This window comes from Bacillus pseudomycoides DSM 12442 (genome assembly GCF_000161455.1).
GTDB lineage: Bacteria > Bacillota > Bacilli > Bacillales > Bacillaceae_G > Bacillus_A > Bacillus_A pseudomycoides.
Window position 1 is genome coordinate 4,231,519 of sequence record NZ_CM000745.1, and the last position, 16,919, is coordinate 4,248,437.

A 16,919-nucleotide genomic window follows, 5' to 3' on the forward strand; every position below is an offset into this window, starting at 1 on the left:
ATGTAGCTTTGATGCATCAGTTGAAGAGATTTTTCACACATTATTGGTTGGTGCTACCCTATTTATTTGCAGCAAAGAACAACTGTTATCTGGTGAAGAATTTGTTCGATATCTGGAGGGAGAATCCATCAGTACCCTTACAGTGCCTCCATCTTTCTTAAGGGCGCTTCCGCAAAGTGAATTGCTGAGCCTTACTACAGTGGTAACAGCTGGAGAACCTTGCTCGAAAGAACTGGCTGCCAAATGGGGCTATAATCGCCGATTTATAAATGCTTATGGTCCCACCGAAGCTACGGTTTGTACTACACTCTCTGATGAAGTAGAGGAAAAAGTAAGTATCGGACGTCCTATAACTAACAAAAAGGTTTATATTATAAATCCATTGGGCCAATTGCAGCCTATTGGTGTCCCTGGCGAGCTTTGTATAGGCGGTGAAGGACTTGCAAGAGGATATTTAAATCAGCCTTCATTAACGGCGGAACGTTTTATTGATCATCCACTACTACCAGGAGCGAGAATATATTGTACAGGTGATCAGGCAAGATGGCTTCCAGATGGACGAATTGAATATTTAGGCAGACAGGATGAACAAGTGAAAATTCGCGGTTATAGAATTGAAATTGGAGAGATAGAGGCTACCTTGTTGAATTGTCCTGATGTAAAAGATGTAAAAGTTATCTGCCGAGAAGATACAAAAGGAAATACTAGTCTCTGTGCGTACGTTGTTCTGAGCGGCGAATTGGAGGCAGGTGGACTGCGACGTTATCTGGCAAGTCAGCTTCCGGAATTTATGATTCCAGAACACTTCCTGCAGCTAGACTCTTTCCCTTTTACCAGCAATGGAAAAATAGATAGGAGTAGACTCCCAAGTCCTAAACAAAGAAGAGTCGGGAAGCATATTTTTTCTTTTGCTGATCCTATAGAGCAAAAATTATCGGATTTATGGGGAGAAATTCTTGATATTCCCAATATAGGGGTTAATGATAATTTCTTTGAATTGGGAGGACAGTCCCTGAAAGGCATAATCTTTGTTTCAAGGTTACAGCAGGAACTGAATATAAAGCTTACCTTAAATGATCTTTTTCTACACCCAATCTTGAAAGATTTAGCTGATAGTATACGCAATAGAATGAATACCGAACAATATAGCTTTACCGTTCAGGAGCCGACTGGGTCTGAGGCAAAAGGAGTAGGAACTGCTAATTTTGATCCGTCTTATAAGATTCCAGCTTATGTTAAGCCAGAATTATATACCGAACAAGAGGTTCTTATAGGCTCAGGGGATATTAAAGTTCCGGCTAAATTGACAATACCAAAGAAGAAAGGCCTAATTCCTGCAGTGGTCCTAATTCCTGGAGACGGCGAAGTAGACCATGATTCGCGCTTATATGCACTTAAGCCGTTTAAAGATATTGCCCTGGGGCTGGCGAGCCAGAATATAGCTGTTTTACGTTATGAAAAACGAACGAACAAACGTTTTAAGTTTTTTAAAGACTATACTGTATCGGATGAATTTACTGAAGATGCAGTTCAGGCAGTAAAGTTTCTAAGGGAAACAGACAAAATAGAAGTAGGTGACATTTTCCTGATCGGACACTGCCGGGGGGGATGGATGCTTCCTGACATCTTGGAGAGAAAAGAAATGGAAGGGGTAGCAGGGGGAGTTGTGCTATCTGCTCCAAATCCTCAGGTTTCTGCAGTTGAGATGCTTCTAAATAAAACAGACTTGTCCGGTTTATCTTCCGAAGAATTGAAACTGTGTAGAGAGCAACTGAGGATGATTCAATACCTTCCTATTGATAAAATTAACACGAAAGAGTTTCGCTTAGCTCCGAGTGTTAAATGGTGGCATAGTTTAAAAGATTATATTCCTAGCCAGTCCTCGATGTTAAAAGATTTTCCGTTCTTAGTGCTTCAGGGAGGAAGGGATATTAATATAACAGAAGATGATTTCGAAAAATGGAAGGAAGTTTTGTCGGAGAATAGGAATGCAGTATTTAGCTATTACAAAAAATTAAATCATGCTTACGTAGAGGGAGAAGGACCTGGAACTATGGAAGAGTATCTGCTTCCTGGTAATGTTCCTGAGTATATAGTAGAAGAGATAGGTAATTGGATCAAAGAAAAAATTAAGGTTGTGAACTAGGTAAACAGGATGCCTATGCAGTTTTAAAATGCATAGGCAATCTAGAGAGTGGGTGGTGAACATGATTGCATTATATGCAGTCAGAAACTCGGTAAGTTGGGATAGTATAGAAGTTGATAGAATATTAGAGACTATTCATCTGGCAGACAAGGTAAGAATCCTTAAATTTAAAAAAAATGAAGATAAAATGAGGGCGCTTCTAGCAGTACTTCTAGCCCGCTATGCTCTTGCTACTGCTCTTCAAATGCCGGAAGGGGAACTGATTGTTGAGCGTCTTGAAAATGGACGGCCTTTTCTTAAAGAACCAGCTGAATGGAAAGGCGATTTTAACCTTACCCATTCTGGCGAATGGGTAGTATGTGCCCTCAACTCTGCTGGGAGAATAGGAGTAGATACGGAGAAGATTGAGGAGATTGATATAAATTTATTTAAGGGTGTTCTTACAAGAACTGAGTTAGAAGTACTTACTGGCAACAAGGAAGATTCCATCCCTACTTTTTTTAGTTTATGGTCTCGAAAAGAATCATTTGTGAAAGCCTTAGGAACAGGATTATCCTATCCTTTGGAAAAAGTGGAGTTTGTCCCTATACCAGATTCTGACAGTTATCAAGTTTACCTGTTGGGTGGGAGCTTTATCACTTCTTGGTATTGTAAAGATTTTTATTTGGATAAGAGATATAGTTTAGCTGTTTGTACCGATAAACTGCCCTTCCCTGAATCCCTAAACTTTCTTGATGCCTCAGACTTATTAAGCGGGCAGATGTCGACAAGCTATGGCAGTATAAATGAATAAACAAAAATATAATAAAATTCAAGGTTAGAAAAATAAAAAAGGAGGAGTCAGCTTGAGTATCAACAAAAATAGTTTTTATTATTATAAACCCCAAAAAAGACCTTTGGTCCGGCTCTTATGTTTCCCCTATGCAGGAGGTAGTGCATTGGCTTACCGCCAATGGAATCAAATTCTTGCTGAAGAAGTAGAAGTTTGCCCGGTACAGCTTCCCGGAAGAGAAAATCGACTAGCAGAAGAGCCTATTCGGTCCCTGCCAACGTTAATCTCTTTTCTTGCAGATGAACTGGAACCTGTTCTTAACAGCTCTATACCGTACGCTTTCTTTGGTCATAGTATGGGGGCTTTAATAAGCTACGAATTGGCTATAGAAATGAAAAAACGTTCATGGCAGATGCCTATAAGGCTATTTTTGTCAGGGAAAAGTTCTCCTCAAGTATCTAAAAGGGAGACACCTACATATAATCTTCCGAAAAGAGAATTCATCGAGGAACTTAGAAAAATGAATGGTACACCAGAAGAAGTATTGGGCAATCATGAGATAATGGACCTGTTTTTACCAATTCTGAGAGCCGATTTTGAACTTGTCGATACTTATCAATATGAAAAATCAAGCATGTTAAGTTGTCCAATAACAGTCTTTGGTGGCATAGATGATCCGTCAATTAAAACAGAGGAATTGAAACACTGGAAAGAACTTACGACAAACAATTTTAATATGCACCTTTTTCCGGGCGATCATTTTTTTATCTATGAAAATGAAAAGAATTTGCTTAAGGTAGTTAATGAAGAACTAACCTATAAATTTCAGAAAACAAGGTAAAAACATTCCTTAATCTTGAAAAGGGCTGTCAGTTTTGACAGTCCTTAACTTGTTGAGAAAGAGAGGCTTTTTCTTGTAACATCATTTTTTATTAACATTTTCATATTTTGAAAAGCGACTGTGAGGATAGCCTACTCACTTATATTTCTTGATTATAGAAATCTGCAGTAGCAAAATCTGTACGACTTCATTTTATTTTTTCTATACTAAATAGATTATTTTTCTCCAGATGTAGATAGCTGGTTTAATCTAATCTTTATTCTATGCGCTTCCTATATGTGACGAGTTACATCCTTGTTCTTATTTTTTCTCATACAGTGAGAGGGAAAGGAATTTATAACAATTTTCGGATTAAATTTAAAGGATTCAAGCCAATTTCAACATGAAAAAAGCGAGTTTTCCTGTACTAAGGAATTGAATCACCAGCTTTTCTTTTAATTACTTACGTAATATTAATAATAATACTGCTCCCTGTAACGTATTATTATTAACGTTTTGCCAGTTCTCGAATGATTCGACTAATTTGGTAGATTCCCTGCTTCAAATCTTTTAAAGAGGCATAGCCATAAGATAAGCGAAGATAACGGTGGGATTCTTGACCATAAATATTCCCTGGGTTAAAAAGGATACCTTCAGATAATGCTTTTATGTAAAGCTCTCTCATTGATAATTTTGGTAGTATTTTCAACCAAATAAAAAACCCGCCCTTTGGTACATCCCATGTGGCTATATCCTTTAAATGAATGTTTAGTGCCTCCAATACTACTGTTCTCCGTATTTTAAGCTGTTCCCTTACAGATTCAAGGTGCTGTTCATATAACCCGCTTGTTAACCATTCAGCAGCAACTCTTTGAGATAACGAACTAGAACCGTAGTCAGTTTGCATTTTAATATCGGATAATCGTTCAATTACAGGTTCTGGACCGACAATCCAACCAATTCTTAAACCGGGGCTTAACGTTTTGGATAAACTACCAAGATATAATACGTGTCCATTTTTATCTAATGCCTTTAATGGGGGAGGAGGTGGAGCATCGATCCATAACTCTCGATAAATATCATCTTCAATTATCGGCAGCTGTTCTTTTTCACATACTTCAAGGAGCTTTTGACGTTGTTTTTCAGACATTAAAATCCCCGTAGGATTATGAAAACAAGGAATGGAGTATAAAAGCGCTCTACCTCGCTGTTTTTTTGATACGGTAACGGAGTTTGGAAAAAGATCGTGTTCACCCATTGGTAGACCTGTAAGCTTCATTCCAGCTGATTGAAACACATGTAGCGAATAAAGGTATGACGGCTTTTCCAGTAAAACGGTTGATCCTCTGTGTAGAAGGCCAACTGAAATCAATTGCAAAGCTTGTAATGCCCCGGAAACAATTAAAATGGAAGAAGTGGAGGCATGAATACCAAATGTTTTTAAATAGTTGCTTAACGCTTCACGTAAAGGCAGAAATCCTTTTGGTTCTTCATATCCGAAAGCCTCTATTTTTTCAGATACCCTTCGTATGATGAGCTTCATTGTATCTAAAGGAAATACATCTTTTGAAAGTTCACCCTTACTAAGCTGAATAAGGTTTGTATTTGTTTCGGCTTGATTAATCTCTTGGACAGTCGCTTGACTTGGTTTAAGTAATCCCGATTTGACATGTTCGTTCCAATCGGGCGAAGGATTTGTAGCTAGTAATGTCCATGTATTATTAACTACGACTGTGCCCATTCCTATTTTTCCTTCAATCAACCCATCTGCTATTAATTCCTCTAAAGCAGTAATGACAGTACTTCGGTTTACTTCGAACAACTTGGCTAATTGTCGCTGGCTTGGAATTTTACTTCCAATTGGCCATTCCCCGTAGGCGATTTTATCTTTTATATAATTAACAATTTTTTGATATTTAAGGGTTTTTTCGGTTCGTTTGCAATCGATACTACTCACTAAAAACTCTCCTTTCACATTCTTTTCGATTCAAAGTGGTTGGGTTAGTAATTGCTCAACTGGTTGGAGACATTTTACCAAATATTTATTAAGATGAGAAATATTAACGAGGTAGAAAAGGTATTGGCTGCTTTCTAATTCTATAAAAGGAAGTGATGAGATGGAAATTAAATGGGATTTTCGTGTTATAGTCGCTTATGGTCTTACTATTTTTCTATGGGCTTCAGCTTTTCCAGGAATACGGGTTGGATTAGAATCTTATTCACCTGAACATCTCGCTCTTTTTCGATTACTAATCGGTTCTGCATTGCTTGTGTTTATTGCTATAATCACTCGTATGCGGTTACCACAATTAAAGGATATCCCTGCTATTTTATTGTTAGGTTTTTTAGGTTTCACTGTTTACCATACAGCTTTAAACATTGGAGAGAAAACAGTGAGTGCAGGTGTTGCGAGCCTTCTTGTCTCAACAACTCCTATTTTCTCTGCTCTTTTAGCCGTTTGGTTTCTACGTGAACGGTTTGGACTATCGAGATGGATTGGATCTATTATAAGCTTTTTGGGAGTAGCTTTGATTTCATTTGCAACAGAGGGAGAGGTTGAAATCACTAGTGGGATTTTGTTTATTCTTTTAGCATCCTGTTCAGAAAGTGTATATTTTGTTTTTCAAATACGTTATTTAAAAAAGTATGGATTTTTTGCATTTACAACCTATACGATTTGGGCGGGTACGTTTTTTATGCTTTTCTTTCTCCCAGGATTAACGAGTGAAATGATGAAATCATCTATAGAATCAACACTTAGTATTGTTTACTTAGGTCTCTTCCCTACGGTTATTCCTTACCTTGCATTAGCGTACGTTACATCACGTGTCGGAGCTTCGGAAGCTACAAGTTCTCTTTACCTAACACCGGCTCTTGCATTTGTTATTGCATGGATATGGCTTGGAGAGGTACCAACTGTACTTACCGTTATAGGTGGGGGAGTCACACTATTTGGAGTTTTGTTCATCCAACTCAAAGTAGATAAATTCCAACAAAAAGCAAAGCAAAATATGCAACACGGAGAAAAAATCTAAGGAAATAAGGATGTATAATGAAAGGAAGATAACTATGATTTCCAAAGATACAGTAAGTTATATCTAATTAATTTTCTGATTAATCAATTTATTTAACTTTCGTTTTACATCTCGAATCAGATATTTAGATAGTTTTCTCCTTTACACAATTGAAAGTATCAATGAACTTCTTAATTTTAAGGGGGTAATTACTCATCGAGTGGACGTAAAAAGATAGAGAACAATTTCATCAAAAATTTCTTAGAAAATATCTGTATCCTTAAAACAATGTTAACGATTCTAACTATTACTTCTGTCTTGTCAAATTCCTTCATAGTTGCCAATATACGCTGCTAGAACCATTCAACCCCTTCTTTTGACTGAGAAATAGGAAATGCTTTTTGCAGTACACGATCTGACTCATCAATGAGATAAGCGCAATGAGTTCGTTTAGCTATATCTATTCCAATTACAAGAGTAGCATCGATAACTTGATTAATTTTGAGTAAAATCTATATAGAGTCCTCTTAATAAATGTTATAAAACTACTTAATTAATCGTAAGAGAAAGGCTATCGAGAATCTCCTGACAGTCTTCTCCTACGATTAATTTATTCTGATCCTATTTTATACTATGTTAAAGGGCCAGGAAGCTCTTCGTTAAGAGTAGACAAAAATTAAGGTAATCATAGAAAGATTATGTAAGTATTTTCTCGTGATAAAAAACCTCACTTTTTAATTTTTTTTAGAATTTCTTTACAGTATTCAAAATAATGAGCAGACTGCTTATATTTTTGGTTTTCCTTAAAATATTCTGCTAATAATTCTGAGTAGTAAATGGCATTACGGTACAAGCAGTTTTTCTCAAAATAGGGAAGTGCAATTTTTTTTGTGTAATATACAAATTCTTCAAATTCCTTGTCGTACAAATGCTTAAGTATTTTATACTCGTGTTTTAATTCTAGGCTTTTTGTTTTCCCTTCTAAACTTTCTGCCTTTTGTATCCATAAAAGTAATTGTCTATTTTCTTTTTTGTTATACAGTGCTTTTATGATACACAATATAGTTATTAATTTTCCATCGTAATTATGATCCTGTTTAAGATCCAAACTCTTTTTATAATGATCTAATGCTTTGGTTTTATCGCCTCTCAGATAATAAAAATGCCCTATATTATGTTCGATAATGCCCAAAGCATCTTCGTTCTCGACCTTCTTTGCAAGTGTGTTTGCCCAATTAAAATTTGTCTCGGCCTCATCAAATTGTTCCATCCACTGATAAAGGATACCTAAAAGTAGGTGACAGTCGCTGCTGCGGTCTAGATTATAAATCTCTCTGAATATGTCAAGTGCTTGATTGGTAAAAACGATTGCCTGAAAGTGTTTTTCAATTTTAGTTGCAGTAAGCCCCAATGAATAAAGAACATCTGCTTTTTCAAGAGAAGGTGTATCACCGTTAAAGAGGGATTCAGCTTCTTTATAAGAGTCAAAAGCGTTTTCAAACTCATTATTCAGATATTCATAGTTACCTTTAAATTTGAAATAATAGAAAGACATTTCCTTTGGGATGTTATTTGAAATTTCTGATATTTTTTTTAAAAGATTTTTAGCTTCTTGAAGCTTTCCTAAAGTTAAAAGAAATCTAATGCTGACAAGCTGAAATAAAGAGTATGGTTCAAAAGAGCTTTTAATTGTAATTTTTTTTGAGAGGCTATTATAGGTTTCAGCAGATTTCTCTGTATCTTTATTAATTATTTGCTGATACCACAAACGGATTTCCTCACACAGCTTTTGGTCTTGCTGAACATCCTCCGTAATATTTAGCCTGGTAAGTAATTCTTCTATAATATCGGAGCTAGCAGTAATCTGGCCATTCTCAATTTTAGATAAGTAGGAAACGGAAATCAATCCTGATGCCAATTCTTCTTGAGTAAGAGACATTTTTGTACGATGAAATTTAATGTTTTGCCCTACATGCAAAATTTCACCCCTCTGATAATGATTTTTTACAATAATTAGTATACAAAAATGTGAGAATATTAGAAAGAGTTAATTTATATTTTAGGGAAATTATTTTTTAAAAAGTACATTTCTTCAGAACTTAGGTTCTGTTTAAGCTTTTATGTCTCAGTCACTTGGTGTTGATTTAACATAGCATTAATTCAGTTGGTAGCTAACTTTGAAGCATTGTAAATTAAGGTTACTAGTTAAAAGTAAACTTTGGTGCATTTTTCCGTTCGATAATGAACATTGTTCAATTGAAATAATTGCTTGAGATAAGCATTTACACATTCTATAGCGGTACGGCACTTAAATATAGTTTTCTAAACTTTTGATACTTTAACTGGTGTTATATATTTTCTAAGAGCCATATTGATTTTCAAGCTTACCTTCACAAATTCTTGTTAACACTGAGAATATAAAAAATAGGAGGTAAAGTGTATGAACTACAAATGATTTTTAGAAGTTTATAATCAAAGGCCTGACCAATTATATCGTCTATTCAAAGCACAAGGAAAAACAATTGAATCTCTCCTGCATAACTTCAAGTTGTTTCGAATCGTGTTTCGGCTCTTGAATTTCACATTTAAAAACTCTACAAATAGTCATAAACCACCTTCATCTGAGGGACTAGATAAACCGAAAGTGAAAAGAATATAATGGTTATATACGCTGGGTATAGATAAAGTTATGTTACAGCATGTTCATGAAAAATGTGGAACAGGTGCACAGAACTTTGCACTGACACGAAGCTTTTTAAGTACACTAAAAAAGAATTTATTTGTATCCATAAAATAAGTAATGAAAACAGGGAAAATAGAATCATTCGAAACATAGCCTACGAGTTAATTTTGATATAATTATCTCTATTGGTATTGGAAGGAATCTGAGTAGTTACGCTTTTCACTTCGTATACATTTTGATAGAGAACATCATTAGCTAAAAGCGGGGGATCTCGACATTTCTTTGATCGTATGTATTTAATTGTTTGGTGTTTTTGTGAAAAATATAATAAATAATAGCGGCTTGATACTCCATTTTATGAATTTGGATGTAAATGGATTCGTAATTATAACCTACAGTTATTGTTTTGAATTATATAATACCTTAGAATGCTTAATTGAATTTTTAGTCAATAAGTGGAAGTAGCTCTATAATTATAACGAAAAGGGAATAAATTATGACATATAGTTAAGTTCGATAAGTCTATAAAAATGTTACTTCTTAGTTATCACAACGACGATGGAATTAATGTCATTAATAGAAAAAATAGCTTCAAATCGTTAGATTGGTTTTAAATCTCTTGTAGGTCAAACAGGATACCTTGTCGTATAATAGTCATAAGGAGTTTTCCTTCAATATTAGAATTTATGTTAGACTTATTCATTTCGAAATTCTGGATAGATACTCCATCTTTTGTGCTTAGAAGATTTGAGCACATCATTCCCCAAATTATAGAATTGATTAAATGTTTATAAAATATAAAATTTTTTATAGGAGGTTAACATGTTTAATGAAAGAGAAGCTTTAAAAGTAAGGCTTGAACAGCTTGTTGAAATGGAAGAAAGAACTCGGAAAATGTTTCAAGAAGAAAGGAAAGAAATTTTTAACCGGCTAAGGGAGCTGGACAACCAGGATAGATTATCTACTTATACAGTGGGGCATTCAGGTAAAATAGAGGATACCAAATATGAACAAATGTATAACTTAGATGAGGAGATTCAAGAGAGTTCGGAAAAAAATGAGTTTAGGAAAAAAGGGTATCACCAAAAAACATGGATTCTTAGAAATGTAGCTATAGATATACTGAAACAACATCAGGTAGCGATGCCGTTGAAGGAATTGAAGAAAGAAATTGAAACAGAAACTGGGGTAGAACTAAGCAATATTTCTTTATTTATGACAAATTTAATGAAGAAGGAAGATAATATTGTAAAAGCTACCCATGGACAGTATATGTACGTAGAGGATAACAGTTAGTACAATATTAATTGACTTGAATTTTTGACATTTACTTCAGTTTAAGTCAAGCCTACGTAGTACGGCCAGAGGTACCTGTGAAATTTCTTCAAAAAATGATTGTACCGCTTCTTTGATAGATGCTTGTGTTGGTGATGATGCCGTTTTTAACCATTTTCATAGCCGGTCGATTGGATTTAAATTTGGTGAGTACAGTGGAAGAGAGACCAACATAAGTTGATGACGATGTTCTCGCATAAAAGCTTGAATGACCTTAAAATGGTTAATGTTCACATCACCTGTAATTATGAAAAAATTTTATTTTTGTACTTGTTTAATACATACTGAAGGACTGTTAAAAAATCTCCTTTTTTACATGAAGAAGCGACTCGGTGTACGAGTTCTCCTGTTTGTGCCCCCTCGGTATCAAAGATAGTCACACTGGCATGATACCCATAAGTTAGAATTTCTTTTTGTTTTCCAACTTCATATCAGGTCGCGTGTAGACTTTGATAAGCATTGGCAGGCATTTCATCCTGATACAAGAGTACTGTATTGTCGGTTAACAGTTTTTTTAGTTATAGGGGAGATGCGGAAAAATGCTGTTTTTTCAAAGCGGCTTTGGCAAGCGTATAAGATGGCGTTTGTACCGAATTTTCAAACGCAATAACATGTGTAAAATTCCAGTTGCACTAATTTCAATATCGCAGGTGTGACGGATATACACTTTCAGAATTGGCAGAGTCCAAGATAGAGTTTTTCTTAGTTCATGATCATTTGATAAACTGATAAGAATTGTTTCATTTAAGGAGTTTTTGGTGACCCTGATTAAGGAAACTTTTACGTTCGGGAGGGAGTGATTTTACGATCTAATAAAAAGGTCCGGTCCACCTTCATTAAATCTCTTCACATATTTGGAAACGGACTGATGATGTATATTACAAATTTCATCTGCTTTTTTATCGGCTTTTCCTTCCATTATAATTTGCACAACTCCAATTCTTGTTCGAAATTTGATGTTTTTCTCCGGTTTTTTAATTTTTAGACACCCATTGATCTTGCACTTTCCGTATCTCTTTTCTTATCAAGCAGTATAGATAGTAACTGGAAAAAATTAGGTATAAGAAGATAGGAGAATTAGTCAGTTATATATAGTTTGAGAAATAAAGAGATTTAGTTGTTGAATATTATGTAATTTAATCGGAAAATTTATAAAATTTTCCTTAAAAAGCTTGATAAATACAAATTATGTATAATTTTACTAATTTGTAAAAAAAGGATATTTAATAATATATGATAAAATCAGTTTAAACGTATATTAGGGGAGAGTGCTATGGAATTTAATGAAAGAAATGCTTTATTAATGAGACTTCAACAATTGGTTGAACATGAAAAAAATCTGGTCGAACAGCTTAGAAACGAGAGGGAAATGATATTTACTAGATTAAATGAGATTGATGAGCTGGACTTCTACTACATGGAAGAGCCAGTTGCAGTAGAAAAAAGGGATTTTTTATTAGTTAAAGGCATCTATTTAAATTGATTTTTACTCTTTATCTCATGTATGAAACATAATCCAAGTTTTAATGAGCCTTTTCCTTACATCTATATGAACCTGCAGAAAGTCGTTTGTTATAGGGTGGCTTTGTGTTTGCAAATCCTAAGATTATGCAAGCGAAGTCAATTCTTATCTTTAAAGTGATTAAGAGGAGAATTCATAGTATGAAAGTAAAGTTAAATTCAAATGATAATTTACTATTTTTAGCGTGGGCCACTGCAATTATTGCGATGTTCGGAAGTTTATATTTTTCTGAAATCAGGCAGTATGAACCTTGCACCCTCTGCTGGTATCAGCGTATCGTAATGTATCCATTCACTGTACTTCTAGGAATAGCAGTGATTAGGAAAGAGTATTGGATTAGTATCTATGCTAGTGTTTTATCTTTAATCGGTGGTGTTATATCTTTTTATCACTACCTTATACAAAATATTTCTTTTTTCTCTGATAATTCTCCTTCCTGTGGAAGGATCCCTTGTAGTGGGAAATATATTAATTGGTTTGGTTTTATCACCATTCCATTCCTTGCATTAATAGCATTTATAATTATTTTCTTATGTACATACATAATTTATAAAAGATTAAAGGAGAAATAAAAAGTGAAGAAAGTGATAGTGTTTATTGTTCTAGTCGTGGCCATCTTCATTATAACTGCTTTTGTTTTTAATAAACAGCAAGCAGTTAAAGTAGAAAATAATCCTTTTGGCAAAGAAAAGCTTCATCCCGCCACTGTTGAACAGCTGGATGATTCCAATTACCAGAACCTTATCTTACCGGAAGAACTGAAAAAAGATTTAGAGAAAAACAAGGAACGCTTTGTCTACTTTTACAGCCCAACATGTTCTCACTGTAAGAAAACTACCCCTATTGTCACCCCATTAGCCAAAGACCTTAATGTTGATCTGGTTTTGTATAATGTTTTGGAATTTCAAGAAGGCTGGGATGATTATAAAATTAAAGAAACTCCTACCATTCTCTACTTTAAAGGAGGCAAAGAGATGGATAGAATAGAGGGAACTAAAAAAGAGGATGTTTTTAAGAAATGGTTTGAATCTAAATTAAACTGAAATGCAGTTGAATAAAATTGTTCAAGTAGGAGGTTGAAAATGTATGATAGAGATTAATGAAAATAAAATACCTTTAGCCATTTATCAACCTAAATTTAATTCTAATTATCAAGATGTTAAAACATTAACAGATATGCTTCTTAAGGCTGGTATGGATAGAAAAAAAGGTATTACATACATCCAAAAGGACGGCAATGAGTTGTTTTACAGTTATCAAGAATTATTAGAAGAATCTAAATGTATTTTAAATGGTCTTTATAAATTTGGGTTAGGACCTTCAAAAAGAGCTATTTTATTAGTAAATGAAATTGAAACATTTGTTCCTTTATTTTGGGCTTGTATTCTAGGAGGAATTACCCCTATACCATTAAAGGCGCCTAATGAGTATCATAAGAAAAATGCGGATATATTAAAGTTATTTAATTGTTGGGAATTATTTGAAAAACCGGTGATTATAGCGGAGCAGGAAACAAAAGAAAAATTAAATGACTTGTTTAGTGAAGGGAAACACAAGGATTTTTTTGCCACATCCATTGCTGAATTGCGAAGTAATTTACCAACAGAAAATCTTTATAAGGCGACAGAGGAAGACGTTGCATTATATTTATTAACTTCTGGTACAACAGGAAAGCCGAAAGCAGCAGAATATAAACATAGTAATATTTGTTTTAATATTATATCTTCTGTAAATGTTATCCAGGCTACAAAGAATGAAGTAATTATGAATTGGATGCCATTATATCATGGGGCTAGTTTGTTTAATCAACATATATTAGGGATGTATCTAGGATGTAACCAAGTACTTACTAGTATTGAATTCTTTTTAAATAAACCTTCTAATTGGCTTGAGTGGATAGATAAATGTAGAGTAAGTATTACATGGGCTCCTCCGTTTGCATTCACACTATTGAATGAACGTTCAGAAGATTTAGATAATAAAGAATGGGATTTTTCTTGTGTTAGATATATTTTTAGTGGTGGACAGTCTATTATATATGAAAAGATTCAAGCATTTTTTAGTTTAATGGATAGATATGATTTGAAAATTGATTGTTTCTGTCCTCAATATGGAATGACTGAAGCTTGCGGCTCTATTACTTTTGGAGATAGTCAGTGGATATGGGATTATGTAGAAATAAATTCGTCATTAGGTACAATAGAACATAAAAGTTTTAAATATCCAGATGTGAAGTGCTTGACAAACTTAGGAAGAAGCCTTCCGGGTTTACAAATTCGTATTGTTGATAAAGATGATCGATTAGTTAATGAGAAAAAAATCGGTAGAATACAATTAAAAGGCCCCATGATTATAGATGGGTATTACTCTAATCTGGAGGGGAATTTAAAAAATTTTACACCTGATGGGTGGTTTAAAACTGGTGATATGGGTTTTTTATATCAAGGGAGATTAACATTAACTGGTCGTGAAAAAGATATTCTGATTATTAACGCTAAAAATTATTATAATTATGAGGTTGAGTCTATCCTTGAAGAAGTATATGGGGTTGAACCAACATATTTAGCAGTAGGTGGAGTGCAAAATCATGAAGAAGAGAATGATCAGTTAATAATCTTCTTTACGCCAATGTGTTTTGAGTTGGAATTTATTGGTTATGTGATTGAAGATATTAAAAAACATATCACACGATACCTTGGAATACAGCCTACTCATGTTATTCCTATACAGAAAGATGAATTTCGGAAAACGGTGACGGGGAAAGTTCAGCGTTTAGGAATGATAGATGATTTCCAAAATGGTAAGTTTGACAGCGTTTTGAATGAAATTTCTGAATATCCTTTGAAGTTCACAGATGATTCATATTGTAATGAATTAATAACCATCGATTACTTTCCGAAAGAAGCTGTTTCACGTGCAAAAATGTATATCGAATTGAAGGAATTATTAAAAAAACAGTCTATTGATAATTTTCTTATTCAATTTAAACAGAAAGTTAATGCAGTCAATAAGATCGACGGCGTATTAGAAAATCATAATAATGAAATGTTGTTTAAACTGAAAAAAGTTTGGGGGAAAGTATTAAACATTAGTGAAATTGGTTTGGATGATCATTTCTTTCAAAGCGGTGGGGATTCATTAAGAGCATTTCAATTGGTTACGGCCTTGAATAAAGAACATGGAATTATAATTGGTATTAGTGATGTTTTTCAGCACCCGACATTAGAATCTTTATCAATGCTCGTGAATCAAAAGAGAAAAGTTGAAGCATTACAAGAAGCGTATCCGGTACCTCAATTAAGTAAGGAGAAATTTTATCCACTTAGCCCGTCTCAGGAAAGCCAATGGTTTGTCTATAAAACCAATCCCAATAGTCCAGTCTATACAACATCTTTTACTTTAAAATTTAAGGGGAAGTTATCTGTAGATAGTTTACAAAAAAGTATACAAGCAGTTATTGAGAGGCATGAAGCGTTAAGAGCAAGGTTTTGTATGATCGACAATGAAGTTCGACAATGGATAGATACATTCATTATTGAGCTACCAATCTTTGATCTATCTAACCCACTACAAATAGAAAAGGGACAAGTTATAAAAGAGCATATAGAGAACGAGATAAATACTCCATTCTGTTTAGAGTCTGAAAAATTGATACGAGTTAAATTGTTAAAATGTAAAGAAAAAGAACATATTTTGATAGTATCTATTCATCATATTGTAGTTGATGGTTGGTCAGCCGAAGTTTTAATTAATGAAATATTAGCAAACTACAAATCTTTTTGCCAACACGAATCATCTGATCTAGAACCACTGCCTATAAAATATATAGACTATATTTTATGGCAAAATCGTTTCATTAATGAGAATAAAGACGGTTTTAGAAGACAGTTGCAATATTGGCTGGAAAATTTATCTGGTACATTACCGATTTTAGCATTTCCGACTGATTATCCACGTCATTCACGTATTACTTATGATGGAAGAACAATAGAAAAAGTAGTAGAATCGGATTTAACTTTGAACCTATTAAAGGCTGCACAAAATTATCGAGTTACACCTTATGTACTTTTATTATCTCTATATGGCTTTCTAATTAGTAACTATACAAATCAAACAGAAGTTGTAGTAGGAACTGTTATGTCAAATAGGACTCCTAATACTGAGAATTTGATTGGTTACTTGGCAAACTCTATAGCTTTGCGTCTAGACTTATCTAATGAGTCAACATTAGAAGGATTAGTGGAGAGAGTAAAGAAAGTGGTCTTACAAGCTCAGGAACATCAACAAATCCCTTTAGAATTGTTAATTAAGGAGATAAAAGGGAAAGATCCAAGTTACACACCGATTTTTCAAACTGTATTTAATTATCAAAATAAATTTGATTACAAATACCAAACGGATGACCTTGATATAGAGTTATCACTAGAGAACAATTTTACATCTAAATATGATTTACTACTTCATGTATATGAAGAAAAAGAAATGTATCGTTTAAAGTTAGAATATAATACTACTTTATTCAATGAAGATACCATGCAAAATTTTATGCAACAGTATTGTAATTTATTGGAAAATATAGCTTTATATATTAATTAATTTATGTAAATTACATTACATTTAGAAGGAG

Annotated in this window: 12 protein-coding genes and 2 pseudogenes; 9 read left to right on the forward strand and 5 right to left on the reverse strand. The window is 33.9% G+C overall.

Features of this window, described 5'->3' with window-relative positions; genetic code table 11:
* The 3 genes from BPMYX0001_RS29925 to BPMYX0001_RS21640 all read left to right on the forward strand — a co-directional run.
* Positions 1–2,146 (forward strand): AMP-binding protein (locus BPMYX0001_RS29925; RefSeq protein WP_167535684.1); only part of this gene is annotated, 2,146 nt, incomplete at its 5' end.
* A gap of 61 nt (positions 2,147–2,207) precedes the next feature.
* Positions 2,208–2,939 (forward strand): 4'-phosphopantetheinyl transferase family protein, encoded by a 732-nt coding sequence (locus BPMYX0001_RS21635; RefSeq protein ID WP_033799207.1) that lies wholly within the window; start codon positions 2,208–2,210, stop codon positions 2,937–2,939.
* Between the two features lie 52 nt (positions 2,940–2,991).
* The gene (locus tag BPMYX0001_RS21640) at positions 2,992–3,759 is read left to right on the forward strand and encodes a thioesterase II family protein (RefSeq protein WP_006096422.1); all 768 of its coding nucleotides are present in this window, start codon (positions 2,992–2,994) and stop codon (positions 3,757–3,759) included.
* 487 nt (positions 3,760–4,246) lie between these two features.
* On the opposite strand, the gene BPMYX0001_RS21645 is transcribed toward BPMYX0001_RS21640, so the two are convergent.
* Positions 4,247–5,695 carry an aminotransferase-like domain-containing protein gene (locus BPMYX0001_RS21645; RefSeq protein WP_033799208.1) on the reverse strand — a complete coding sequence of 483 codons (1,449 nt, stop codon included), beginning with the start codon at positions 5,693–5,695 and terminating at the stop codon, positions 4,247–4,249.
* A 160-nt stretch (positions 5,696–5,855) separates the two neighbouring features.
* On the opposite strand from BPMYX0001_RS21645, the gene BPMYX0001_RS21650 reads away from it, so the two are divergent.
* Positions 5,856–6,773, forward strand: coding sequence for a DMT family transporter (locus tag BPMYX0001_RS21650; RefSeq protein WP_006096425.1), 918 nt, complete (start codon positions 5,856–5,858; stop codon positions 6,771–6,773).
* A gap of 335 nt (positions 6,774–7,108) precedes the next feature.
* Here BPMYX0001_RS21650 and BPMYX0001_RS34195 read toward each other — a convergent pair.
* The 3 genes and pseudogenes from BPMYX0001_RS34195 to BPMYX0001_RS34200 form a co-directional block, all read right to left on the reverse strand.
* A pseudogene (locus tag BPMYX0001_RS34195) lies at positions 7,109–7,264 on the reverse strand (IS110 family RNA-guided transposase); the annotation flags it as partial.
* A gap of 215 nt (positions 7,265–7,479) precedes the next feature.
* The gene (locus tag BPMYX0001_RS21655; protein WP_033799209.1) at positions 7,480–8,730 is read right to left on the reverse strand and encodes a helix-turn-helix transcriptional regulator; all 1,251 of its coding nucleotides are present in this window, start codon (positions 8,728–8,730) and stop codon (positions 7,480–7,482) included.
* Positions 8,731–8,912: 182 nt separating this feature from the next.
* Positions 8,913–9,134: pseudogene (locus BPMYX0001_RS34200) on the reverse strand (IS5/IS1182 family transposase); the annotation flags it as partial.
* Positions 9,135–10,257: 1,123 nt separating this feature from the next.
* On the opposite strand from BPMYX0001_RS34200, the gene BPMYX0001_RS21660 reads away from it, so the two are divergent.
* Positions 10,258–10,731, forward strand: a complete 474-nt coding sequence (locus BPMYX0001_RS21660) for a Rok-like winged helix domain-containing protein (protein WP_006096427.1) — start codon at positions 10,258–10,260, stop codon at positions 10,729–10,731.
* A 156-nt stretch (positions 10,732–10,887) separates the two neighbouring features.
* Here the strand turns inward: BPMYX0001_RS21660 and BPMYX0001_RS34990 are convergent, their stop codons facing one another.
* Positions 10,888–11,019, reverse strand: coding sequence for a hypothetical protein (locus tag BPMYX0001_RS34990; protein WP_371400319.1), 132 nt, complete (start codon positions 11,017–11,019; stop codon positions 10,888–10,890).
* A 1,024-nt stretch (positions 11,020–12,043) separates the two neighbouring features.
* Between BPMYX0001_RS34990 and BPMYX0001_RS21665 the strand changes: the two genes are divergently transcribed.
* The 4 genes from BPMYX0001_RS21665 to BPMYX0001_RS21680 all read left to right on the forward strand — a co-directional run bounded on the left by BPMYX0001_RS21665 (position 12,044) and on the right by BPMYX0001_RS21680 (position 16,888).
* A complete protein-coding gene (locus tag BPMYX0001_RS21665) occupies positions 12,044–12,253 on the forward strand; it encodes a hypothetical protein (RefSeq protein ID WP_006096430.1) in 210 nt (69 codons plus the stop codon).
* 179 nt (positions 12,254–12,432) lie between these two features.
* The gene (locus BPMYX0001_RS21670) at positions 12,433–12,864 is read left to right on the forward strand and encodes a disulfide oxidoreductase (RefSeq protein WP_033799210.1); all 432 of its coding nucleotides are present in this window, start codon (positions 12,433–12,435) and stop codon (positions 12,862–12,864) included.
* 3 nt (positions 12,865–12,867) lie between these two features.
* The gene (locus tag BPMYX0001_RS21675) at positions 12,868–13,335 is read left to right on the forward strand and encodes a thioredoxin family protein (RefSeq protein WP_033799211.1); all 468 of its coding nucleotides are present in this window, start codon (positions 12,868–12,870) and stop codon (positions 13,333–13,335) included.
* 43 nt (positions 13,336–13,378) lie between these two features.
* Positions 13,379–16,888 carry a condensation domain-containing protein gene (locus BPMYX0001_RS21680; RefSeq protein ID WP_006096434.1) on the forward strand — a complete coding sequence of 1,170 codons (3,510 nt, stop codon included), beginning with the start codon at positions 13,379–13,381 and terminating at the stop codon, positions 16,886–16,888.
* Positions 16,889–16,919: the final 31 nt, after the last annotated feature.

What these genes read in the sequence shown, in the direction of transcription:
- BPMYX0001_RS21635 (WP_033799207.1), top strand. Translation starts at nt 2,208, where the DNA reads ATGATTGCATTATATGCAGTCAGAAACTCGGTAAGTTGGGATAGTATA.
- BPMYX0001_RS21650 (WP_006096425.1), top strand. Translation starts at nt 5,856, where the DNA reads ATGGAAATTAAATGGGATTTTCGTGTTATAGTCGCTTATGGTCTTACT.
- BPMYX0001_RS21660 (WP_006096427.1), top strand. Translation starts at nt 10,258, where the DNA reads ATGTTTAATGAAAGAGAAGCTTTAAAAGTAAGGCTTGAACAGCTTGTT.
- BPMYX0001_RS21665 (WP_006096430.1), top strand. Translation starts at nt 12,044, where the DNA reads ATGGAATTTAATGAAAGAAATGCTTTATTAATGAGACTTCAACAATTG.
- BPMYX0001_RS21670 (WP_033799210.1), top strand. Translation starts at nt 12,433, where the DNA reads ATGAAAGTAAAGTTAAATTCAAATGATAATTTACTATTTTTAGCGTGG.
- BPMYX0001_RS21680 (WP_006096434.1), top strand. Translation starts at nt 13,379, where the DNA reads ATGATAGAGATTAATGAAAATAAAATACCTTTAGCCATTTATCAACCT.